This window comes from Singulisphaera chitinilytica (assembly GCF_049331405.1).
Classification (GTDB): domain Bacteria; phylum Planctomycetota; class Planctomycetia; order Isosphaerales; family Isosphaeraceae; genus PoT.
Genome location: NZ_CP186274.1, coordinates 413,465 through 437,791, shown reverse-complemented (window position 1 = coordinate 437,791; position 24,327 = coordinate 413,465). Strand labels below are relative to the sequence as shown.

13 protein-coding genes and 1 pseudogene are annotated in these 24,327 nt (G+C 68.1%); 10 read left to right on the top strand and 4 right to left on the bottom strand.

Features of this window, described 5'->3' with window-relative positions; all coding sequences use genetic code 11:
• Positions 1-85 precede the first annotated feature (85 nt).
• From ACOYYX_RS01590 to ACOYYX_RS01560, 7 genes and pseudogenes are all read left to right on the top strand, one after another.
• Positions 86-1,135: an AAA family ATPase gene (locus tag ACOYYX_RS01590; protein ID WP_422928183.1), complete on the top strand. Its 1,050-nt coding sequence runs from the start codon at positions 86-88 to the stop codon at positions 1,133-1,135.
• Positions 1,136-1,229: 94 nt separating this feature from the next.
• Positions 1,230-2,156: a DUF58 domain-containing protein gene (locus ACOYYX_RS01585; protein ID WP_422928182.1), complete on the top strand. Its 927-nt coding sequence runs from the start codon at positions 1,230-1,232 to the stop codon at positions 2,154-2,156.
• Positions 2,157-2,187: 31 nt separating this feature from the next.
• Positions 2,188-2,337 (top strand): annotated as a pseudogene (locus ACOYYX_RS01580) (BatA domain-containing protein); the annotation flags it as partial.
• A gap of 124 nt (positions 2,338-2,461) precedes the next feature.
• Positions 2,462-4,342, top strand: a complete 1,881-nt coding sequence (locus tag ACOYYX_RS01575) for a VWA domain-containing protein (RefSeq protein ID WP_422928181.1) — start codon at positions 2,462-2,464, stop codon at positions 4,340-4,342.
• 150 nt (positions 4,343-4,492) lie between these two features.
• Positions 4,493-5,614: a serine hydrolase domain-containing protein gene (locus ACOYYX_RS01570; protein WP_422928180.1), complete on the top strand. Its 1,122-nt coding sequence runs from the start codon at positions 4,493-4,495 to the stop codon at positions 5,612-5,614.
• Between the two features lie 306 nt (positions 5,615-5,920).
• Positions 5,921-8,320, top strand: a complete 2,400-nt coding sequence (locus ACOYYX_RS01565) for a hypothetical protein (RefSeq protein WP_422928179.1) — start codon at positions 5,921-5,923, stop codon at positions 8,318-8,320.
• 111 nt (positions 8,321-8,431) lie between these two features.
• On the top strand, positions 8,432-10,366 hold the full coding sequence (locus ACOYYX_RS01560; RefSeq protein WP_422928178.1) for a glycoside hydrolase family 32 protein: 1,935 nt from the start codon (positions 8,432-8,434) through the stop codon (positions 10,364-10,366).
• A 134-nt stretch (positions 10,367-10,500) separates the two neighbouring features.
• On the opposite strand, the gene ACOYYX_RS01555 is transcribed toward ACOYYX_RS01560, so the two are convergent.
• Positions 10,501-11,022 carry a hypothetical protein gene (locus ACOYYX_RS01555; RefSeq protein ID WP_422928177.1) on the bottom strand — a complete coding sequence of 174 codons (522 nt, stop codon included), beginning with the start codon at positions 11,020-11,022 and terminating at the stop codon, positions 10,501-10,503.
• A gap of 817 nt (positions 11,023-11,839) precedes the next feature.
• Positions 11,840-12,421 (bottom strand): hypothetical protein, encoded by a 582-nt coding sequence (locus ACOYYX_RS01550; protein WP_422928176.1) that lies wholly within the window; start codon positions 12,419-12,421, stop codon positions 11,840-11,842.
• Positions 12,422-12,780: 359 nt separating this feature from the next.
• On the opposite strand from ACOYYX_RS01550, the gene ACOYYX_RS01545 reads away from it, so the two are divergent.
• From ACOYYX_RS01545 to ACOYYX_RS01535, 3 genes are all read left to right on the top strand, one after another.
• Entirely contained in the window at positions 12,781-14,253 is a 1,473-nt protein-coding gene (locus tag ACOYYX_RS01545) for a sulfatase (RefSeq protein ID WP_422928175.1), read from the top strand.
• A 73-nt stretch (positions 14,254-14,326) separates the two neighbouring features.
• Positions 14,327-16,114, top strand: a complete 1,788-nt coding sequence (locus tag ACOYYX_RS01540; protein WP_422928174.1) for a hypothetical protein — start codon at positions 14,327-14,329, stop codon at positions 16,112-16,114.
• A gap of 213 nt (positions 16,115-16,327) precedes the next feature.
• A complete protein-coding gene (locus tag ACOYYX_RS01535; RefSeq protein ID WP_422928173.1) occupies positions 16,328-17,845 on the top strand; it encodes a PDZ domain-containing protein in 1,518 nt (505 codons plus the stop codon).
• Positions 17,846-17,958: 113 nt separating this feature from the next.
• On the opposite strand, the gene ACOYYX_RS01530 is transcribed toward ACOYYX_RS01535, so the two are convergent.
• On the bottom strand, positions 17,959-19,056 hold the full coding sequence (locus ACOYYX_RS01530; RefSeq protein WP_422928172.1) for a prenyltransferase/squalene oxidase repeat-containing protein: 1,098 nt from the start codon (positions 19,054-19,056) through the stop codon (positions 17,959-17,961).
• A 34-nt stretch (positions 19,057-19,090) separates the two neighbouring features.
• On the bottom strand, positions 19,091-24,004 hold the full coding sequence (locus tag ACOYYX_RS01525) for a DUF4175 family protein (RefSeq protein ID WP_422928171.1): 4,914 nt from the start codon (positions 24,002-24,004) through the stop codon (positions 19,091-19,093).
• Positions 24,005-24,327 lie beyond the last annotated feature (323 nt).

The following is a 24,327-nucleotide window of genomic DNA, read 5'->3' as shown; positions in this document are numbered from 1 at the left end:
CGGTACAATCGTCGCGAAAGGACGAGGCCCGACCGGGTCGAGATCCGCCGAGACATACGCGTGCCAGCTTTGAGGACCGCCACCGATGCCGGACGCCCCAACCGTCGACCCTTCGCCCGATGACGCCGAGGCCGTCGCCGCCCTCGCCGAGGATTACCAGCGCCTCCGCGCCGAGATCGGCAAGGTCATCATCGGCCAGGACGACGTGGTCGAGGAGCTGCTGACGGGGCTCTTCGCCCGCGGCCACGTGCTGCTGATCGGCGTGCCGGGGCTGGCCAAGACCCTGCTCGTCAGCACCCTCGCGAAGATCCTGAGCCTCTCGTTCCGCCGGATCCAGTTCACCCCGGATATGATGCCGTCGGATATCACCGGGACGGACATCCTCCAGGACGACCCGGAGACGGGGCGGCGCCGGTTCGCGTTCATCGCCGGCCCGATCTTCACGAACATGGTCCTGGCCGACGAGATCAACCGGACCCCTCCCAAGACCCAGGCCGCGCTCCTTGAGGCGATGCAGGAGCGGCACGTCACGGTCGGCGGCGTCACCTTCCCCCTGCCCGACCCCTTCTTCGTCCTGGCGACGCAGAACCCGATCGAGCAGGAAGGGACATACCCCCTGCCCGAGGCCCAGCTCGACCGTTTCATGCTCAACGTGCTCGTCCGCTACCCTACCGCCGACGAGGAACTCGAGGTCCTGCGCCGGACCACCGGAGAAAGTTCCGACGAGCCGACAATCGCACTCACGGCCGAGCGGATCCTCGAACTCCAGCGCCTCGTCCGAAAAATCCCGGTCCCCGACCACGTCTTCGTCTACGCCCGCGACCTCGTCCGCGCCAGCCGGCCCAACGAGGCGGAGGCCTCGGCGATGGTTCGGAAGAACGTCTCCTGGGGCGCCGGGCCTCGCGCCGGGCAGGCCCTGATCCTGGCCGCCAAGGCGCGAGCCGCCTTCCACGGCCGGTTCCACGCGAGCATCGCCGACATCAGGCAGGTCGCCAAGCCCGTGCTCCGGCACCGGATCGTCACGACCTTCCACGCCGAGGCCGAGGGAATCGACACGGATAAGGTGATCGAGGCGCTCGTCCAGGAAGTCCCCGCCCCCCCCGAGCGTGCCGCGAAGCTCGTCGGCGGCGTCTGAGGCTCCGACGTGTTTTCGCTTCGCTTGCGTGCCGACGGATGCGAGCCTTACCATTGGCAGATCGATTCCCTCGAACCGCCCGGGACGAGCCGACATGCCCCAGGATCCCCGAGACCCCGGCCCCGAATTCGAGTCGCTCGACCCGACGGCCCTGGCCCGCTTCGGCCGGCTCGAGCTGATCGCCAGGCTCGTGGTCGAAGGGGTCATGTCGGGCCTGCACAAGAGCCCGTTCAAGGGGTTCTCGGTCGAGTTCGCCGAGCATCGCGAATATGGCCCCGGCGACGAGATCCGGCACATCGACTGGCGTGCGTTCGGCAAGAGCGACCGCTACTACGTCAAGGAATATGAAGAAGAAACGAATCTCAAAGCGTACCTCGTCGTCGATTCATCCGGGAGCATGAAGTACGCGGGGCAAACGATCTCGAAGTTCGAGTATGCGAGGCGCCTGGCGGCATCCCTGGCCTACCTCATGATCAGCCAGCGCGACGCCGTGGGGCTCGTCACCTTCGACGACGACATCCGCGCGATGATCCCCGCCCGCGCGGCCCCCGGCCATTTCTCGGTCGTCGCCAAGGCACTCGAAGGGGCGAAGACGGGGGGAGAGCGGCCCCTCGCCGGGATCCTGCACACCCTGGCCGACCGCATCCCGCGCCGGGGCTTGGTGGTGATCCTCTCCGACGGGTTCGACGACCTCGACGCCCTGACCTCGGCCCTGCGGCACCTCCGGCATCGCCGCCACGAGGTCCTCTTCTTCCAGACGCTCGCCCCCGAGGAGGAAGAATTCCCCTTCCGCCGCCCCGCGCGATTCCGGAGCCTCGAGCGGCTCGACCACATCCTCCGCGTCGACCCGCTCGGCCTCAGGGCGGCCTACCTCGAGCGCTTCCGCAGCTTCTGCTCGACGTTGAAGGAGCGGATCCAGGGGATGAACGCCGACTACCACAAAGCCTCCACCGCACAGCCGATCGAGCAGACCCTCCTGAATTACCTGTCGACGCGATCGCGTTCGCGGCGGGGAGGCTGACCCCTTGGGATTCGGCCTGCTCAACGCCGCGATGCTCCTCGGCCTGCTCGGCGCCGCCGTGCCGGTGGTGATCCACCTCCTGCATCGCCGCCGCGACCCGGTGATCGACTGGGGCGCCATGCAGTTCCTCGAACTCGGGCGCACGTCACGGCGGAACCTGCGGCTCACCGAGATCCTGCTCATGCTCGCGAGGATGGCGCTCCTCGCGGTGGTCGCCCTGGCGATGGCCCGCCCTTTTTTCGGGGGGCCGTCGCGAGCCGGCGCGGTCAGAGCGGCTCGGCGACGGCTCGGCCGCGCGCGACGTCGTGCTCGTCATCGACGGCTCGGCCAGCATGGGCCGGAGGATCGGCGAGGCCTCCCCCAGGCTCCTCGCCGAGCGCTGGGCCCGCGAGTTCCTCGGGCGGCTCCGGCCCGGAGATTCCGTCGCCATCCTCTTGGCGGGCGACCGGGTCCGCGAAGTCCTGACTCCCCCCAGCTTCGACCGGGCGAAGGCCGCCAAGGCGCTCGGCACGCTCGGCCCTCCGCACAGCTCGAGCGACCTGCCGGCCGCCGTGTCGGAGGCCTTCCGGCTCCTGGAACGGACCAGGAACCCCGAGCGCGACGTCATCATCCTCTCCGACGGCCAGCGCCTCGCCTGGCGGCCCGGCGAGGCCAGGCGCTGGGACCTGCTCCGCGACCTCCATCGCCGGATGCCGATCCCGCCCCGGCTCTGGTCGCTCAACCTCGGCGACGGCAAGCCGCCGGATGGCCCCGATGGCTCCGTCACCGGGCTCAAGGTCTCGCGCAGCCTCGTCACCCCCGGCCTGCCGGTCTCGGTTTCCGCTAGCGTTTCGAACACGGGAAATCGCCCCCTGACGCGGACCGCCGAATTACTGGTGGATGATCGCGTCGTGCCCGGCTCGGCTCAACCTCTGGGGCCGATCCCCCCCGGCGGTTCGACGCCCGTCGAGTTCCGCGCGTCGTTCCCGAATCCAGGCTCCCACCTCGTCGAGGTCCGGCTTTCGGGGGGCGCTGATCCCACCTCCGGCGACGACGCGGCGGCTCTGCCCGTCGAGGTTGCCAGGGCCATTTCCGTCCTGACGGTTGACGGCGAACCGGGATTACAGCCACTGACCGGCGAGACCGACTTCCTCCGCGCGGCCCTCTCCCCCAGCGGCGACGAAGCCCCGCAGGTGCGCAGCAAGGTCATCCCGCCCGACTCCCTCGCGGCGGACTCGTTGAAGGATCAACGCGTGCTGGTCCTCGCGAACGTCGCCAGGCTTTCTCACCAGCAGGCGACGGCCGTCGGCCGCTTCGTGGAAGGCGGCGGGGGCCTGCTGATCGCCCCCGGCGACAGGACCGACGCGGGTGCCTTCGGCGGGCTGGACTGGCTCCCGGCCGGGCTCGGGAATCACAAGGGAGACGCCTCGGAGCGCAAGGTCGTCGCGCATCCTGAGCCGAGGAGCTTCGTCGGGCCGGCGCTCGAGTCGTTCGCGAAGGGGGAGGCTCCCGCGCTGGCGGGTGCCGACTTCTTCGCCTATCGGATGCTCGCGCCGATGCCCGGGGCCTCCGTCTCGGCAAGGCTCGACACACGCGACCCCTGGGTCGTTGAACGTCCGCACGGCAAGGGGCGGGTGATGCTCCTCTCCACGGCGATCGACGCCGAGGCCGGGACCTTGCCGGTGAATCCCGACTTCGTCCCGCTCGTCCACGAGTGGGTCTTCCACCTCGCCGGAACCACCGATACGCGACGCGTCCGGCCGGGCGAGCCTCTTGCCTTCGAACTCGATCCGGCCCCCCCCGCCGAGACGACCTCCCTACAGGTCGTGACGCCGACCGGGTCCAACGTCCAGGTCCCAGTCTCGCGCGACGGGAGCAAGGCCACCGCCCGACTCGACGCGGCCGATGAGTCGGGCATCTACCGGCTCCCCCTCCCCGAACCGGCCGGCGAGTTCGCTTATGCGATGGTCAAATCCGACCCCCGCGAATCCGACCCCGCGCCTCTGGAACCGGCCGAGGCGCATCGCCTTTCGGAGGGCTGGCCCTTCGCCTTCGAGTCCGACTCGCGACGGCTCGATTCGCGCCTCTTCGCCGCCGGCACGGGGGCACGCCGCGAGGTCTGGCGAGCCTTAATACTCGCCGCCCTGCTCGGCCTCTGCCTCGAGGTCTACCTGACCCGCCGCCTGATCCGGAACCAAGGGGGGTAACCGAGTTTGACGCCTCGCGTCGAGCCGATCGCGAAAACCCGACAATATTCGCTCCCCATCCTGCGAATGAGTCTGGGAAGCCGATGGCATGCCCACCGCACGGCCGCGCGACGTCAGGCGCTTGGCCACACCCAAAATGGAGTTCGCACGATGGACCCGAGCCGCAACGCTCCGGCGCCCCGAGGGAAACTGTTCGGCCTCGCCATCACGGCCCTCGTGGCGCTGACCACGCATGCCGAAGTCGCCAACCCCGGGCTCGAAACGGTGGCCCGCGAGTATGCCAGGAGCCACGACTATCACGGCACGGTCCTGGTCGAGCGTCGGGGTGTTCTGCTCTATCGCGAGGACTTTGGCCTCGCCGACCGCGAGTTCGACGTCCCCGTCCAACCCGACACGAAGTTCAAGATCGCGTCGATCACCAAGACCTTCACCGCCACGCTGATCCTCCAACTCCGGGACGAGGGCAAGCTCAAGCTCGAAGCACCCTTCAAGACATACCTCCCCAAATACCCCGGCGTGGGCGTCGACGCGATCACGGTCCACCAGCTCCTGAATCACACCTCGGGGCTCGGCAACTACGACACAATCCTCCCCTACGAGGAGGCCGAGAAGCGAGGCCTGGACCTCTACCAGCTCCCCCACACGACCGACCAGCTCCTCGACACCCACGCCAAAGGCAAGATCGCCCACGAACCCGGCAAGGTCTTCGACTATAATAATGCCGACTATGTGATTCTGGGCAAGATCATCGAGGCCCTCGCCGGCAAGCCTTACGAGGACGTGCTCCGCGAGCGGATCCTATCCCCGCTGGGCATGACCGACTCGGGCATGCTCCACCACCACGCCATCACGAAGAGGCTCGCGAGGACCTACTGGCGCCCCAAAGGCGTGCAGGAGATGACCAACGACTGGCCCTTCTACTATGAGAACTGGTACGCCGCCGGCGGCATGTACTCCACCGCGACCGACCTCCGCAAGTTCTCCGCCGCCCTCTTCGGCGGCAAGCTCCTCAAGCCCGACTCGCTCGAACTGATGCTGAAGCCGGGACTCGACGAATACGGCTACGGCGCCTGGGTCAGCTCGCGCAAGTTCGGCGAGAAGACCGATCGCGTCTTCGAGCGTTTCGGCAGCATCCTCGGGATCAACTGCATCCTCGCCCACACGATGGATGCCGATATCACCATCATCCTCCTGAGCAACACCAACGTCCCCGACCTCGGCGACTTCTCCGCCAGGCTCGGCCAAGCGGTCGCGGCCTCTCCGAAGGACTGAACAAGCCTTAGATAACGACAACCGGGCCCCGGGATGCGCTCGCATGCCGGGGATCGGATCCGCTCAAGGCCCCCGTCGCTATAGCCTCATCAAGATTTCCTACTCACTTCTGAAATTGCTCACTCTTTCAATCCATAAGATCGTGACCGCCTGAATCTCGGGGCCCTCCCCCTGGAAATCGCCCGGACAACGGCGGGCGGTTCACGGACTGCGACGGAGCGGGCATAATGTCATGACTCGTGGACCCGCTGTCCTCCGAAACGGAACGCCGGAGGACGGGAGAGGCCCGGTCGTGGGGCTTGGTGAGTGTTTGGAGGACGGCGACTCCTTCTGGCGGGCACCCAACTGGGCTGGTTCTGGCTCGGCGCCGGCGCGATCGCGCTGGCCCTGGTCCTCGTGCTCTATCGGGACGAGCGACGCCTCGTCTCGCGCCGGGCGGGCCTGGGCTTGCTGGGGCTCCGGCTCGCGGCGGGGCTCGTGCTGGTCGGCTCGCTGTTCGAGCCGATCGCCGCCAGGAGCTATCACGAGACGGTCAAGGGGCGCGTGCTCCTCGCCGTGGACGTCTCCGAGAGCATGGCCACCGTGGACTCGGCGCGTCCGGCCGAGGAGCAGACGAGGCTCGCGAAGGAACTCGGCCTGACCCCCAACGAGTCCCCCGCGTCGCTCTCCAGGCGTGACGTGGCCCGACGGCTCCTTGACGGCCCCCTCGCCAGGATCGCCAACGACCACGGGATCGAGGGGATCGCCTTCGCCCGCGAGGTCGCCTCGTCGACGCTCGGCGCCCTGGTCGATGCCCTGAAGCGCCCAGTGCCGGCGGGCGGGCCCTCGACGCTGGCGACCGACTGGCAGCCGGCCCTGGCCGAGGCCCTCAAGGAAACCGATGTGCCGGTGCTCGGCGTCGTCCTCGTGACCGATGGACGCTCGAATGCCCAGGGAGACGCGACCTCCACCGCCGACCTCCTCGCGGCTCGGAGGATCCCCGTGTATCCCGTCCTCGTCGGCTCGACGACCCCGCCCAGGGATGCGGCGATCGCCTCGATCAAGGCCCCCGAGACGGTGTACAAGGGGGACGTCGCGAGCATCGAGGCAACCCTCAAGCTCGACGGCTACGCCGGCCGCGACGTCGAGGTGACGCTCGAGCGTCCTGGTGCCGCCCCCTTGCGGAGCAACGTCCACGCCCCCGAGGACGGCTCGCGCCCCGCTGTCTCCTTCCGCGTGCCGATGGAGCAGGCCGGGCTCGTCCCCTTCCGCATCGCGCTCCCCGCGCTCGAGGGGGACGCCCGCCCCGACAACGACCAGCGCCCCTTCTCCGTCCAGGTCGCCGACGACAAGGCGAAGGTCCTGATCGTCGACGGCGAGGCCCGCTGGGAGTTCCGCTACCTCCGCAACGCCCTGGTCCGCGACCCGCACGTCGAGGTCGACGCCGTCGTCTTCCACCAGCCCGAGACGATGGGCGTGGCCTCCGACGCGAACTCGAACTATCCGAGCCGCCTCCCCGCCAGGCCCGACGCTCCAACGTCTCAACCGGATCCGATCGGCGCCTTCGATGTGGTCGTGGCTGGCGACGTCGGCGCGGCCGATCTCACCCCCGAGGCCTGGGCCCGGCTCGAGTCTTATGTCGGCGACCGGGGGGGAACCTTGATCGTCGTCCCCGGGCCGAGGCACTGGGAGACGCTCGTCGCCAACCCGACGGCCCGCAAGCTCCTGCCGGTGCAGGAGCCCTCGCCCGAGTCGGCCGAGAGGTCGGGGCCGGATCCAGACCATCCGAGCTTGCCGCCGGGAGTCCCGCTCGTCCTGACCACGGCCGGCGGCGACGCCACGGCCTGGCCGATGCTCCAGTTCGCGTCGGAGCCGGGGCAGAACCGGGCGGTCTGGTCGGGCCTGCCCCGGCTCCCCTGGCTCGTCTCGGGGGCGGCCAAGCCGGGGGCCACGATACTCGCCTCGGGGCCCGATGCCTCGCGAGCCGCCATCGCGGCCCATTCGTACGGGCTCGGCAAGGTGCTCTGGGTCGGCACCAATGCCACCTGGCGCTGGCGCTATCGGGTCGGCGACGCCTATCACCATCGCTTCTGGGGCCAGGCGATCCGCTGGGCGGCTTCCGGCAAGCTGGCGGCGGGGAACTCCCTCGTCCGGTTCGGCCCGACCCGCCCGAAGGTCGGCGAGGGGGACTTCGCCACGATCCAGGCCAGGATCGCCGACGGCGTGCCCGGGCTCGGATCCGGCGTGCTCGTCGCCGCGAGGATCTTCCGCGCCGACCCGAAGACCAATCAGCCCTCGGGCGAGTCCGCCGCGATCGTCCCCTTGCGACCCCTCCCCGGCCAGCCCCGGAGCTTCGAGGGGGCCTCGCCGTCGCTCCCGGTCGGCTCGTACGTCGTCCGGCTCGACGTGCCGCAACTGGCCGAGGCCCTCAAGCTCGACCAACCGCCGATCCCCCAGGCCCCGCTCGAGGTCGCCGCGCGGGACACGTCGGAGCGCATCGAGCTCGCCGCGGCCCGCGACCCGCTCGACCGCCTGGCGAGCGTCACCGGCGGCCGAGTCTTCGCCGACTACGAGGCGAAGGGGCTCCCCCCCTTGCTCCACGCCCTGAACAAGCAGGTCGCCAGGCGTGAGGAAACGCCCCTCTGGGATCACCCCGCCACGCTCGTCCTCTTCTTCGGCATCCTCACGACCGAGTGGATCCTCCGCAAACGCGCGGGGCTCCCCTGAAATCGGCGGGGTCCGGGGGTGGCGATCGGGCGTGGGGCGACGTATGGTGGGGCCGGGTTGTGCCCCCGCGAATGATCACCCACACGACACGAAACCGGATGATCTAACTCCATGAAACCAAGCATCTTGCTCCTGGCAGGACTCGCCCTACTCTCTCTCCAGGATCCGACGCCCGCCCGCGGGCAGAGTCGTCCCGACATGGTCATCTCCGACTTCGAGGGGAGCGACTACGGCGGTTGGGTCGCGCAGGGGACGGCCTTCGGCAAGGCCCCGGCCCGGGGGACTCTGCCGAACCAGATGGGCGTCAGCGACTACCACGGCGAAGGGCTCGTCAACTCGTACGTCGGCGGCGATGACTCGCAAGGGACGCTGACCTCGCCCGAGTTCACCATCGAGCGCAAGCACATCAACTTCCTGATCGGCGGCGGCGACCGCCCCGGCCTGACCGGGATCCACCTCGTCGTCGACGGCAAAGTCGTCCGCACAGCGACGGGCCCCGCTCGCTCGCCCAGCGACACCGAGCGGCTCCGGCCGCGGTCGTGGGATGTCGCCGACCTCGCCGGCGTGAAGGCGCGCATCGAGATCGTCGACAAGGCCACCGGCGGCTGGGGACACATCAACGTCGACAATATCATCCAGAGCGACGTCGCCCCCATCGTCCGCCCCGAACGCGAGGCCGCGCTGGCCGAGGCCGCCGAGAGCGTCGGCAAGGCGGCCCCCCGCGCCCAGCAGGACGCGCGACGCCCCGTCTACCACTTCCGCCCCACCGCCTTCTGGATGAACGACCCCAACGGCCCCATCTTCCACCGGGGCTACTACCACATGTTCTACCAGTTCAACCCTTATGGCGACGGCTGGGGCAACATGCACTGGGGCCACGCCCGGAGCAAGGATCTGGTGCATTGGGAGCACCTGCCGATCGCACTCTGGGCGAGCAAGGACGCGGGCGAGGACCACGTCTTCTCCGGCTCCGCCGCGGTCGGCCCCGACGGCAAGCTGATCCTCTACTACACCAGCATCGGCCAGCGAGACCCCGAGCAGTGGGCCGCGATCGCCGAGGACGACGACGGCATCTCCTGGAAGAAGTGGTCCAAGAATCCCATCCTCAGCCTCAAGGACCACGGCGCCGTCAAGATCGACGACTGGCGCGACCCGTTTGTCTTCAAGGAGGACGGGCGGTGGTACATGGTCGTCGGCGGGCACCAAGCGGGCGCCAAGGGGGGGATCACCCTCTACACGTCGGATGACCAACTGAGTTGGAAGTACGTCGGCATCCCCTTCGTCGGCAAGGAAGGGAACTGGGAGTGCCCGAACCTCTTCAAGCTCGACGGCAAGTGGGTCCTGATCTACTCCCCCCACGGCCCGGTCAAGTACTACACCGGTGCGCTCGACCTGAAGTCCGCCAAGTTCACCCCCGAGCATGAGGGGACCCTCGACCCCGGCCAGTACTACGCCCCCAACGGCCTCGAGGATCCCAAAGGGAGGCGCATCCTCTGGGGTTGGATCAACGGCTTCCCCGCCAACCGGGGCTGGAACGGCTGCCTGACCCTGCCCCGCGTGCTCAAGGTCGCCCCCGACGGCTCCCTGATCCAGCAGCCGGCCCCCGAACTGTCGGCGCTGAGGGAATCGCAGGCGACTCGCGTGGCCAGCACCGAACTCGGCGAGACCCCCGCGGTCCTGCCGAAGGTGAGCGGAGACACCCTGGAGATCGAAGCGAAGCTGGGGCTCGGGACCGCCAAGGCGGTGGGCCTCGCGGTCCGTCGCTCGGCTGACGGCAAGCACGCGGTGACGATCCGCTACGACGGCGAGCAGCTCGACGTGGCCGGCGTGAAGGTCCCGCTCAAGCTTGCGGAGGGGGAGAAGGTGCTTCGCCTCCACCTCTACCTCGACCGATCGGTGGTCGAGGTCTACGCCGATGGTGGTCGTGTAGCCGTCACCCGCGTGGTCGACGCAGGGGAAAGTGACCTGGGCGTCGCGGCCTTCGCCGAAGGCCGGGGGGCGACCTTGCAGTCGCTCGACACCTGGCAGCTCAAGCCCATCTGGTGAGGCCCGGGCCTTCGAGTTCCGTCGCGAGACGCGACGGCGATTGACGATGTGATGTCAACCTTCGGCGGGGGTCGCCCGTAGCTCGGGGTCGCGATGGCCCGAGCCCGGTGGCTCCCGCCTCTTCGTTGGGCCGATCACTGCGAGAGGGCGAGGGTCGCCCTGCGCTCCCGCAAGATTCGGGTCCGGAAGAAGATCCCGACGAGGCCCGTCGACATGAAGAGGAGGAGCGGAGACTTCGCGCCGGCGACCCTGGCCGCGAGCAGGTTCAGGCGAGGATGACCGACGAAGTAGACGAGCTCTTCGAAGAGATTGCTGGCCCGCTGGACGAGCAGATACGCGGGGGACATGACGGGCAATTCCGAGCTGCCCATGTCCGTGAGCAGGATGTCGTCGTGGTTTGAGAACGATCGCCCGGCGATCGACGACAGAGGAATGGCAATCGAGGCGCTGTTGGGGGGCATCATAACTTCGGGGGCCACGCCGAGATCCAGCCCGGCGACTTCCCCGACCTTCGGAGTCGCGGCCGCCAGGGCCGCGGACACGTCCGATCTTCCCGCCAGGGTATCCGACTTCGACGCGATCGATTCGCCGCGAGCCGTGACGACCGAGATCGACAGCAGGCCGGCCAGGGTCAGACTCAGGAACCATCGAACCATGTCATCTACCTTGCTTTTGGATAGGAACACTCCTTAACCCCCAGATATCTCGATTCCATACATTCCTTTGTTCTCGAGGGGGCTCGTCGCTCAAGTAGATCCATTAGTAACCGCCCGACGTGGGGCGACAAGCGAAGTCGCCTCGCCACCCCCCTCCCAGGCCTATTTGCCCCCGTTTTCCGTCCTTTTGTTGAGTTTTTGAAACACCCCTAGGCGGTTTCCCCACAGCTTCTTTCTACGGAGCTCCTACACTTCGAGGATCGATCACAAAGGTTTGCTAGCGATCACATACGAATTCATAAAGGCTTAACCAAACCTCGTCCATTCCAATCAATTGTCGAATTTCCCCCAAATTGCCCAGACAAGCGAAACTCGACCGTCGAAATCCATCCAAACACACGCGAACGTATGATAGTCGCCTTCGGGGAGCGAATATCCCTGGCATTCGACTCGGAGCCACACCAATCCTTATTAATCCGCCTGCACGTGGCCCAATCGTGGCGATTCGGCAGGTTCTTCGGACGCCAAGGAGTTTGCCCGTTGACGACCGAACATCGGGATCTCTCATGGAGCCACGAGCAAAGACGGTGAGCGATCTTGCGATGACGACGAGAGAGGTTGGACAGTCCCGTGATGGGGGATGTGGAACGACTTCCATCGCTGCGGCTATCTGATGTGAGTCTCCTACGGACGACTGCGGCGATGGAATTAGCCCCCCATTGAGGGGATGGGCGCAAGGGAGCGGGCCCGGGCTTCGACGGCAATGGTCGAGGCCCGGGCCCGCTCGGCGATCGGATCGTGCGCTGTCGGGCTGAGCTCAGCAGGCGCAGCAGATCGGGGTGCCGTTCATCATGATGCAGCAGGTGCAGCCGGCCTTCATCATGGAGGCCATGCAGTCGCAGCAGGCCTGGATCATGTCGCAGCAGGCCTTGTCGCCGCTGGTGCAGGTCATCTTGACGCCGTTATCCATCATCTCGCACTTGCACATGCCCATCATGAGATTGCAGCAGCACACCATCATGCCGTTCATCATCATGCAGCAGGAGCACATGCCGCCGGCCATCATGGTGCAGAGGTTCTGCATCATGCTGCAGGCCATCGGGTCGTCGCTGGTGCAGGTCATCATCATCCCGCCTTCGCACTTCTCCATCTTCATCGTGCAGCGGGGGACCATCATCATGTTCATGCCGGTCGGCATGGGCATGCCCATGCCCATCCCGGTCGAGCCCATCGCGCCGGTGTTCATGCCCGGCATGCCCGTCATCGTGCCGCGGTCCATCATCATGCTCGTGCCAGCCATTTGCGTCGCCCCTTGGGTCTGGAGGGATTTGGTCGTCGTCACCAGTCTGTCTTTTTCGGGCCCGGGTCCCGAGTCGGGCAGGGCCGAACTGGTCGCCATTATGGATCCCCCCGGGGCAATTGCAAGATGGTCGGGCTCAAATCATGAAAGATTGCGAATCCTTACTAACTCTCTAATCTTCGTCGCCTTGGTAATGATCACCGGCCCGCTCAGTATTCCCGGCGAAAGCCAATTAATCCGGGTGAGAAGGCAAGGATTCCACGGCGAGGGCGAGACATTTCCTTCTCGTCAAAGCCCTCTCAAATCTCGACGCTTTTGCCACGGCAGGCGTGGGGCCGCAATCCCTGCGGGAATCGGGGCCCTTTCCGCGTAATTGACAGCGGGGCGGGGCTGCGCTACGATCAGCCGCAACCACATTTTAAGGGCTTCAGCGAGCGCAGGCGCCGAGGGTCAAAGCCGTGACGAGGCAATGGATCGATCGAGCCGAATGGCAGGTAGGGCGGTCAACTTTCACGAAGGCCGCAGGATTCCTCGCCGCGATTTTTTTTTGCGGCGCGGGGGTCGAGGCCGGGGATGATCCGGCCGCGACGCCCACGCCTCCGCGGCGAAATGTCCTCCTGATCGTCTCCGACGACCTCAACACGGCTCTCGGCTGCTACGGCCACCCGCTCGTCAAGTCGCCGCAGATCGACCGATTGGCGAGCCGGGGCGTGCGGTTCGATCGGGCCTACTGCCAGTTCCCCCTCTGCAACCCGAGCCGGACGTCCTTCCTGACGGGTTTGAGGCCGAACACCACGGGGGTCGTCGACAACCAGCTCCGGTTCCGGGATAGGGTCCCCGAGGCCGTGACCTTGCCCCAGCTCTTCCGCAAGAATGGCTACGTCGCGGCGAGGATCGGCAAACTCTATCACTACAACGTCCCCAAGGGGATCGGTACGGACGGGCTCGACGACCCGGCGTCGTGGGATGAGGTCGGCAACCCCAAGGGGCGTGACGTCGCCGACGAGTCGGATATCGCGACGATCAAGCCCGGCACCGGCTTCGGCGCCACCCTGAGCTGGCTCGCCGCCGAGGGGACCGACGGCATGCAGACCGACGGCATGACCGCCGACGCGGCCGTCCGCTTCCTCGAACGGCACCAGGAAGGGCCCTTCTTCCTGGCGGTCGGCTTCTTCCGCCCGCACACGCCGTACGTGGCCCCGCGGTCGTACTTCAAGCTCTACCCGACCGAGCAGCTCACGCCCCTTTCCGACCCCGAGGACGAGCGCAAAGACATCCCGCCCGCCGCGCTCACGGTCAACCCGCCCGACTACGGCATGGACGACGCCACCAAGCGGAAGGTGCTCCAGGCCTATTTCGCCTCCATCAGCTTCATGGACGCCCAGGTCGGCAAGGTCCTGGACGCCCTCGAGCGGCTCAAGCTCGACGACAACACGATCGTCGTCTTCATGAGCGACCACGGCTACCACCTCGGCGAGCACGGGCTCTGGCAGAAGATGACGCTGTTCGAGGAGTCGGCGCGGGTCCCCCTGATCGTCTCGGCCCCCGGCATCAGGGCGGCCGGCCGGTCCTCGCCGAGGCTCGCCGAATTGGTCGATGTCTACCCCACCATCGCCGACCTCGCCGGCCTGCCCGCCCCCGACACCCTGCCCGGCCGGAGCCTCCGCCCGCTCCTCGACGACCCGAACCGCGACTGGAAGAAGGCGGCCCTGACGCAGCTCCGACGCAACAGCCCGGAAGGCCCCTACCCCGGGTTCAGCCTGCGCACCGAGCGATTCCGCTACACCGAGTGGGACGGCGGCCGTCGCGGCGAGGAGCTCTACGACATGGAGAAGGATCCGCGCGAGCTCAAGAACCTCGTCGCCGAGCCCGAGCACGCCGAGACGCTCGTCCTGCTGAAGAAGCAGCTCCGCGAGGCCCTCGCGAAGTGAGGGCCGACGGGATCTTTCGGCAAACATCCAGAAGCTATCACGAATCAATCAGCCTCTCCGGAGCGACGGATACATGCTCTCCTGCCGACATCTTTTTGCCAATATTTGTCTCGCCTTCGTCGCCTCGCAACTCGCGGGAGCTGTGAGGGCGGAAGACTCGCCCAAGCCTCGCCCCGAGACGACCGCCAGCGATACCTGGGTGGCGACGGATGAACTGGGCCGCGTCCTGCCGGGGTACGCGGAATGCGGCCCTCCGAAGGCCGACAGGACCGTCGGCATCTTCTACTTCCTCTGGATGGAGCGACGCGCCGAGGGGCCGATCCTCGACATCACCAAGCTCCTGGCCGAGAACCCGGAGAAGCCCAGGTTCGGGCCCGAAGGGGTCTTCCACTTCTGGGGCGAGCCGCACCTCGGCTACTACGTGAGCGACGACGACTTCGTCATCCGCAAGCACGCCCAGCTCCTGAGCGACGCCGGCGTCGACGTGGTCATTTTCGACGTCACCAACGTCCTCACATATGACTCGACCTACCTCAAGATCTGCGAGATCTACACCCGGATCCGCCGCGAAGGGGGCAAGACGCCCCAGGTCGCCTTCCTGACGAACACGGAGGCCGACAAGGTTGTCAAGAAGCTCTACAGGGACTTCTATTCCAAGGGGGTCCACTCCGACCTCTGGTTCCGCTGGAAGGGCAAGCCCCTGATGATGTCGTCGAGCGAGGGGATCGACCCCAAGATCCAGGAATTCTTCACCATGAGGCGATCCTGGGCCTGGACCGATCCCGGCGGCTGGTTCGGCGACGGCAAGGACCGCTGGCCCTGGCTCGACCACTACCCCCAGAAGGCCGGCTGGCACGAGCGCCCGGACAAGCCCGAAGGGATGCCCGTCTGCGTCGCCGAGCACCCGATCTCGAACATCGGGCGGAGCTTCCACGGCGGCAAGGAGCCGGCCCCAGAGTTCCAGCGTCCCGGCGAGGGCCTCGGCTTCGCCGAGCAGTGGACCCGGGCCCTGGAGGTCGCCCCCGAGTTCCTCTTCGTCACCGGCTGGAACGAATGGATCGCCCAGCGCTTCATCGCACACGACAACAATTCGCCCAAGACCCTCGGCAGCAAGTCCATCGGCATCGGCGACACCTTCTTCGTCGACGCCTACGACCAGGAATACAGCCGCGACATCGAGCCGATGCGCGGGGGCCACGGCGACAATTACTACTACCAGATGGCCGCCAACATCCGACGTTACAAGGGGGTCTCGGTGCCTCCGAAGGCCTCCGCGCCGAAGTCGATCGCGATCGACGGAGACTTCCGCCAGTGGGACGACGTCGGCCCCGGCTTCGCCGACGACCTCGGCGACACGACCCATCGCGACGAGCCGTCTTATGGTCATTCCCTCACCTATATCAACAAGACCGGGCGCAATGACCTCGACCTGATGAAGGTGGCCCGCGATGGCAAGCACCTCTATTTCTACGCCAGGACGCGAGCGCCGATCACCGAGCCCTCGGGCGACAACTGGATGTGCCTCCTGCTCGACACCGACGGCAAGCACGAGACCGGCTGGCAGGGCTACGACATGGTCGTGAACCGCAGCCGACCCGACGCCAAAACCTGCCTGGTCGAGCGGTACAAAAACGGCGCCTGGGAAAAGCTCGGCTCGGTCCCGTTCTCCAAAGAAGGCCGGGAGCTACACCTGGCGATCCCCAGGGATCTACTCGGCTACGCACCCGAGGCCGATCCGATCCAGGTCGACTTCAAGTGGGCCGACAACGTCCCAGGCTTCGAAAACATCCTCGACTTCATCGACAAGGGGGACGTGGCCCCCAACGCCCGCTTTAATTACCGCTACCTGACGGCGCCCTGACTCAGGAACTGCGAACGCGACGAAGCAGCCTCGATCCAGGGGATCGTGAGCAGTCTCTTACGCTCGCGAGGCTCCCCTGGTTAAATGGGGGCGGACGGTCGCACACCGATGAGTGCGTGGGGATGGCCCGCACGACCGACTCTTCTTAAAGGATTGGCGGGCCGGCACCCTCGACGACCGCGTAATAGGGGCTAGCAAGGAGAGAGCCAGCATATGTTCCAGAGACGAATGATCTTGACGTTGGCGGGGGCCTGGATCCTCATCTTCCCGGGGCTCGCCCTCGCCGACGACGCCGGCGAGAGCGCGATCCGAGAGTCGGTGGTCAAGATCTCGGCGACGACGCGCCTCCCCGACATGTTCCGCCCCTGGACCAAGCAGACCCCTCGCGACGTCAGCGGCACGGGCATCGTGATCGAGGGCAAGCGCATCCTCACGAACGCGCACGTCGTCCTCTACGCCAGCCAGCTCTTCGTCGAGCCTTATCAGTCGAGCGAGAAGCTGGTCGCCACCGTCGAGGCCGTCAGCCCCGGCATGGACCTGGCGGTGCTCAAGCTCGAGGACGAGGAGTTCTTCGAGAAGCGCCCGCCGCTCGCCCGCTCGACGGAGCTGCCCGAGGTCAAGGAGTCGGTCCTCGTCTATGGGTATCCCCAGGGGGGCTCGAGCCTCTCGGTGACCAAGGGGATCGTCTCCCGGATCGAGTTCGCCCCTTATAACGAGAACGCGGCCGGCCTCCGCATCCAGGTCGATGCGGCCATCAACCCCGGCAACAGCGGCGGCCCCGCGCTCGTCAACGACAAGCTCGTCGGGCTGATCTTCAGCAAGCTCAACAACTCGGACAACATCGGCTACATCATCCCGACGGAGGAGATCGAGCTCTTCCTCAAGGACGTCGCCGACGGCAAGTACGACGGCAAGCCGGCGATGTACGACGTCCTCCAGACGCTCGAGAACGACGCCCTGCGCGGCAAGGTCGGGCTCGATAAGAAGGCCAGCGGCGTCTTCGTGCATGTGCCCGAGCGGACCGATGGCGACTACCCGCTCAAGGAGTGGGACCTGATCACCAAGATCGGCAGCCACGACATCGACAACGTCGGCCTGGTCAAGGTCCGCGACAACCTCCGGCTCCGGTTCCAGTACCTGATCCAGAAGGAAGTGAAGGACGGCAAGGTCCACCTGACCATCATCCGCGATGGCAAGCCGCTCGAGGTCGACGTGCCGGTCGAGACGAAGCACCCGATGCTCATCGAGACGCTCCAGGGGGATTACCCGCCGTACTTCGTCTACGGGCCGCTGGTCTTCTCGCCGGTGACGACCGAGTACCTCGGGGGCTTCAGCCAGCTCGGCGACAAGTTCACGACCTTGCTCTCGCTGATCGCCAGCCCGATCGTCACGAGGCGGGGCGACAAGCCCGCGTTCGACGGCGAGCAGCTCGTCGTCGTCGCCTCCCCGATGTTCCCGCACCGGATCGGCAAGGGGTACTCCAGCCCCACCGCCAAGGTCATCAAGGACATCAACGGCACGCCGATCAAGAACCTGCAGCACCTCGTGGAAGTGCTCCGCGACTGCAAGGATAAGTTCATCACGATCAGCTTCAACGACAAGTCGTCCGAGACGATCGTCTTCAACCGCCAGGAGGCCCTCAAGGCCACCGACGACATCCTGACCGACAACGGCGTCCGCCAGCAGGGCTCCGAGGATCTCCTGTCGATCTGGGAGAAGGGGAAGAAGTGATCTCCCGCTGAAACGGCGAGAGCATGAACGGGCCCATCGGGGTCGCCGACCGACGCAAGTCGGGGCGAAATCGGTGGGCCTTGCTCATTCCCGAAGAAGAGATGCCGCGGGCATCACCGCTGATAGATCGGCAAGTAACGATATTCAACGGCGAGCGCCAGGACGGCCATCGCCGTGCAGTAATTCCGGCCGCCGGTGCGGTCGTTGGCGTCGCCCGAGAGCCAGCTCCCGTCCTTCTCCTGGTTCGCCAGCAGGATCGAGACGAGAGCGGGGTAGTAGCCGAGGAAGTAGGCGTCTCCCATCTGGAAGAGGGCCTGGGAGCAGTAATAGACCTCATAGAAGAAGTACGAGGCCTCCCAGCGCGGGGGGTGCTTGCGGAGATACTCGGCCCCCGCGACGGCCTCGGGGGTCTGGTGGGCGCCGCAGATTTCCAGGACGAGGATCCCGGTCCCCGTCCTCGGGTTGTTCGGCCCGCCCCCCGGCTGATAGCCGAAGCCCCCTTCCTCTCGGCTGGCGCAGCGCTTGACGTAGTCGAGGGCCTTGTCGATGTTCTCGGCAGGGACAGCGCAGCCGGCCGCCTTCGCCGCGCGGAGCGCCATGAGCTGCCAGCCGGTCACGCTGAGGTCGCTGTCGCGGCTCGTCGGCTGATAGCGCCAGCCACCGGCATTGTCCGGATTCTTGGCCAGGTTCTGCGACATCAGGATCAGCTTCACCGCCTTGCCGAGGGCCTCGCGGGCCTTGTCGGCGAGCTCCGGGTCGGAACTCATGCCGACGACCTCGGCCAGCATCAGGGTGCTGATTCCGTGGCAGTACATCGGGCCGTGGCTCGAGTTCGAGACGAGCAGGCCGTTGGAGCGCTGGTGGCTCAAAACGTAGCGGATCCCGTCCTCGATCGACTTGCGATAGGGCCCCGGCTCGCCCGGGACGTGCCCGGCCGAGAGGAAGGCCATCACCGCAAGCGACGTGACCGACGTGGCCCGGCCGAACCCTCCCGACTCCCAGGCCCCGTCGGGCTTCTGCGACGACTTCAGGTACTCGAGCGCCCGGACCACCGCCGCGTCGGCCAGCTTCGCCGAGGGGCGTGCGACCGCCTCGGCCGGCTTGTCCTGCGCCTGCGCCCCGATCCCGAGCGGCAGGCTCGACGCGAAGATAAACGCCAGACGGCGAACCCATCCACCATCACGCGCACCAGCAATCATTGGCTTGAACACTCGGTCATCATTTTCATCTCGGATGGTTTCCTCATCATCGAGGGGCCTCGGAGCCTGCGGCGATCTCGCGGAAGTAGAGCTGGATCAGGCGGGCGTAGTCGTCGCGGTAGCGGCCTTGCGACATCTGGAGGATCTCGGAGCGGAGGTGGCCGGGGAGTTCGCCCCAGGCGCGGCCGGTCTTCGCCTGGACGAGGCTCTTGAGCTCGGCGAGGTCGGGCGCGGCCTTGCCGCCGGGGGCGCTCTTGGGATCGGCCGAGGGGCCCGGAGCCGATCCGGGATCGTTCGCGGGGGAATCGTCGGAGGCGAGTTGCTCGTTGTCGGACTCGCCGGCCTGCTGCGAGGCCGCCCGGCGCAGGGCCTTCGCGGCGTTCGCCATTGCGTCCTGGGCCGACCGCCCGGCCTGATCCCCTTGCCCCGGCTCCCTCGCCTGTTCGAGCTGGCTCGACGCCTGGCGCATCGCCTCGCGGGCCTCGTCGAGCGACGATGGCCCCTGCCCTTTCCCCTTCCCCTGAGCCTGCTGGCCCGCGTTCGGATCGGCGGAGGCCTCGGCGCGGAGGGCTGCGGCGAGGTCCTCGGCCTGCTGTGCCCCGCGCTCGAGCATCTCGGCCGCCCTGCGCTGGGCGTCACGGGCCTGGGCGGGCTGGGCCCGCAAGAGTTGCTCGACCCCCTGGTCCATCGCCTGCGGGGCGTGCTCGCCCAGGAGCTGCGCGGCCTCGTTCGCCGGCCCCTGGCTGCGGTCGCTGACCGGGCGAGAGCGATCGCGGAGGTCGGCCAGCTCGCGACCGAGCGCGGTCGACTCCTGCCGGAGGGCCTGCTGCGGCTCGGCCCGCTCGCCGAGCAGCGACTGGAGCTGCTCGCGGACCCGACGCTCACGCTGGGCCAGCTTCTTTGCCCCCTCGAGCGCCTTGGGATCGAGGCGCAACGCGGGATCGTCGGGCAAGGCTTCTCCCGGAGCCTTCGTCGTCGCGACGGCCGGCGAGTCGGCGGGCAGGGAGGCCGCGAACTTGTCGAGCGCCTCGGCCGCCCTGGCTCGCGAGCCGGCGAGGGCCGCGGGGGTCGGCTTGCTCATGCCCGGCTGATCGCCGTCGGGCCTGAGGGCTCGCTCGGCGAGCTCGGCCGCCAGCCGCAGGGGTTCCTCGGCGACCTCACGCCCATCGCGGGGCAGGCTTGCCAGGCCCTCGGCGATGGTCCGCTGACGACGGGCCGAGCCGACGGGGTCGGACTTCGACGCGGGGCCGTCCAGGGCCCGTTGCGCCTGGGCGAGGGCCTCGGCTTTTGCTCGCGGGCTCTGGCGATCATTCAGGTGGTCGGCGAGGCGTCGGGCGGCGTCGTTGGCCTTCTGCACCTCGGCCTCGACCTTCGCTTCCGGCTTCGCGCCGGCCTCGGCCAGGGCCTTGGCTGCGGCCTCGGCGGCGCGGACGGCATCGGCCTGAGGGATGGCGGCGTCGGGGACGTTCAGGGCTCGGAGGGCCGTCGCGAGCCGACGCTGGTCGGCCGCCGCGTCGGGCCTGGAGCCGGGATCCTTGGCGAGCCCGGCGAGCGCTTGCTGGTCGGCTGCGAGTTCCTCGGCAACGTCGTCGGCCGAAGGGCGATCATGGACCTTCTGTTCGAGCCGAACGAGCGAGGCCCTGGCCTCGACCTGGGCCGGGGCCAGCAGGTTCCGGAGCTCCTGCCGACGCACAGCGGGGACGTCCTTCGACGCCAGGGCCTTGATCGAATCGGCCAGGTTCTTGGCTCGCCGGGCGGCTCGATCGCGCTGGGGCAAGGCGCGGGGCTCGACGCCGAGGGCGGCGATGTCCTTGACCGCCTTCTCCTGCCGCTCGACGAGCGGGGCCAGGCGATTGGCGAGGTCCTCGGCCGACTTCGCGGAGTCGAGGGGCTGTCCCGGCTGGGGGCTCGTCTCGCGGAGGTGCCGCTCCAGCTCGCGGCCCAGGTCGTCGGCGTTGCGGACCGTCTCGCCCAGGCGCTGGCGGGTCGGCTCCTGGCGGCGATAGGCGTCGGGCAAGGCATCGGCGAGCCTTCGCATCTCGCGCCTGGCCTCTTCCTGGCGGGCCTGGATCTCGCGGGGCTTCAGGGCCCGGAGCGCCTCCGAGGCGCGGGTGGTGCTCTGGACGGCGGCTTTGGCCACGTCCTGCGGGAACGACCTGGAGGCCTCGGACTGCGGCGGCTCGTTAGGGGGGCGGATCGCATTCGCGAGGCGGTTGATCGCCTCCTGGGCCTCGGCGAGCGGTCGGAGCTTGTCCACCATGGCGGCCAGCTCGACGGCGGTCGGCTCCGGCTTGTCCCGGACCTCGCGGATGGCCTCCTCCACCGGGCCGGCCAGCTCGTCCTGCCGGCGGGCCAGGCGGATGGCGAGGGCCTTGGGGTCGTTGGGCAGGTCCTCGAGATCCCGGGCCACCCTGCGCAGTTCTTGCTCGGCCCCTTCGAGCCGCTGACGGGCCTGCTCGAGGTCCCCGCGCTCGATCGGCCCGGCGGCCTCGCGGAGGGCATCGACGTTGAGGCGGCCTCGCCAGTTCTCGGCCAGGGGGTCGTCGACCTCCAGGGCGAGCCGCCTGGCGTCATCCTCGAGGTTGCGCTGGGCCTCGGCCAGGGCCTTGAGGGCCTCGGCTCGTTGGCTCAGGTCGGTGGCCGTGCGGGCCTCCTCGCGCTGGCGGTCGGCGAGTTGCCGGGCTCGGCGGGCGAGGGCCTCGGCCTCCGTCGCCTGGGCCTTGAGGACGTCGGCTCGCATCTCGGGGGATTGCTTGACGAGGTTGTCGAGATCCTTGCGTACGGCGCCCTGCTCGGCCTGGAGCCGGTCGAGCTGGGCGCGGTCCCCGGCCTTCGCGGCGGCGTCCTGCGCGATCGCCGCCTCGCGGTCGGCGAGGGCCGACAGCTTCTGGAGGTCGCCATCGCGCCGGTTCAGGCCGTCGAACTGCTGCTGGAGCGCGTCGAGGCGCTGCGAGACGGCGGCGAGCCGGGAGTCGGCCTGGCGGAGGTCGTCGAGCCGCTGCGAGGCGTCCGCCTGCCCCTTCGCCTTCTCGAGCATCACGCGGCCCCCCTCGGCCTCGACCTCGGCGACCTGCCTGGCCGGGCGGGAGAGCTCGCGGAACTTCGCGTTCTGCGCCATCTCGCGGGCGAAGACCTGGAGCCGATCGGCCACGGACCGGGCCTCGGCCTCGCGCTGCTCGAGTTCGCGCTGCTGCTGTTGCTCCCAGGCGCCGTTGCCTCGCCTGGCGGCGTCGGCGGCGTAGCGGAGCTGCTCGGTCTCCTTGCGGTTCTCGGCGGCGGCCGCCTTCAGGGCGTCGAGCCTGGCCTGGATCCCCTCTCGCTCGACCCGATCCTGCCTCGCCTGCAAGGTCTCCGCCTGCGAGACGATGCCGAGGATCCTGGGCGACGACCAGACGACGTTGGGCCCCTTCGGCGCCGGGCGGTTGTCGGCCGCGCGGACGCGATACGAGACCTTGTCCCCCGGCCTGAGCCGCAAAGGCTTGAGCGGCAGTTCGAGCACGCCCCGGGACGAGGCTGAGCCGAGCCCTTTCCACGTCTCGCCCGCGACGACGTGCCCCGACTCCCCCTCCTTCGACGCGCTCGCCCTCCCCTTGGCCCTTTCGATGGTGTAATGCAGCTCGACCGAGGCCACCGCCACGTCGTCGCGGGCCGAGGACGCGACGCGCAAGGTGTCGTCGGCCCGCGATTCCTCGGGCTTATCATCCCCCTTCAGGGCGAGCGTGGGAGGGCCATCGGGGCGGACGACCAGGCGCCTGGGCGTCTCGGCGCGGCTCGCCAGCCCCTGCTCGTCCCGGATCCGGACCGAGAAGCCCCCCGACTGCTCGGCGACGGCCGAGACCGAGCCGCTCCTATGGTCGGCTGCAAGCGAAGCGGGGACAGGCTCTTGAACCCGTGGCCAGTCGACCTCGATCGCTTGCACAGGGCGGCTCGCGCTGATCTTCAGGGTGACACGGCTCCCCTCCCAGGCTTCGACCCGCGCTGGGTCTCGTGCGACGAACGCGGGGAACTTCGTATACGCCGGGGGCTCGACTTTCGCCTCGAGGCTCGCGATCCGGGGGGGCTCGACCGCCTCGATCCGATAGGTGCGGCTCTCGATCGCCCCGCCGACGACTTTGTATGCGAACGAGCCGGAGACCCTCGGGAGCGTCGTCGAGAAGGATTGGGGCTTGTCCTCTTCGAGATTCCCCGAGGCCATCGCAACGCGGTGCGTCACGCGTTGCTCGTCCGTCCACTCGACCGAGGGAGGCTCGATCTGGCCGGCCTTGCCGTAGCGATCCCGGACGCTGGCCTCGATCGCGACGTCATCCCCGAGCGCCACGGTCCGATCCCCGGGGGCGACGGTCACGACGTAGCGGCTCACGCGGGCGACATCGGCCCAGGGGGCGAGGAACCTCCGGCCGAGGCGACCGACCGTGTCGGGCCAGATGAGCGAGGGGACCACGACCAGGGCCAGCGCCGAGACGCCGAGGGCCAGGCGCCTCCCCGGCCTGCGGAGGGAGACGATGCGCCTCGGTTCGATCGCGTCGACGTGTTTCGAGGCATCCTCGGCCGTCGCGGCGATCAGCGAGGGGGAGCCGTGGCGGCCCGAGGGCTCGCCCAGCAGGCCCACGGCGCCGGTCAGGCGCTCGCCGAGTTCCGGGCAGGCCTGCTCGGCGACCGCCGCCAGCTCGAGCGGGCTCCCTCGCCTCAAGGATGGCCGCACGACCTTCGTCGCCAGGAGCCAGCCGCTCGCCCCGAGCCATCCCAGCCAGATCAGCCATCGCAGGGCCCAGGGCAAGGGCCAGGCGAAGTCGAGCGCCATCCCCATTGCGGCGATCGGCGCAAGAACCAGGGCCAGCGTCCCCAGGCCTCGCACCGCGGAGCCCGTCCGGATCCGGCGGTCGAGTGCCCCCAACGCCCGGCGGATGGACTCGGGCAAGTTCGACGACTGCGAGTCGGCCGTCCTCGTGGCTGGATTCATCGCGGTCGCTCCCCTCGGCCTCGCGCGTGCCGTCGTAAGCTTGTCTCGAGCCCCCCTCAAGCCTACGGCCGACCCGCCCGCCAGGCAATCGCGAAACGACGGCTGACGTCATCGCCCCTAGCACATCTGTCATTGACTTCACGGCCCAAGCTCACTACATTTGTCGCAGAAGAGACCTCGCAAAGATAAAGTCCCCGGGTCTTCAACGGTAAAGCAGGCCGGTTTCGATTAAATTATCGCGTTTTGATGATAATAAGATCCGACGAAACCGAACGCCGGATGGTTCGGGTCGCGGGCGACGACGCGGTTGCCCGGGCGCCCCC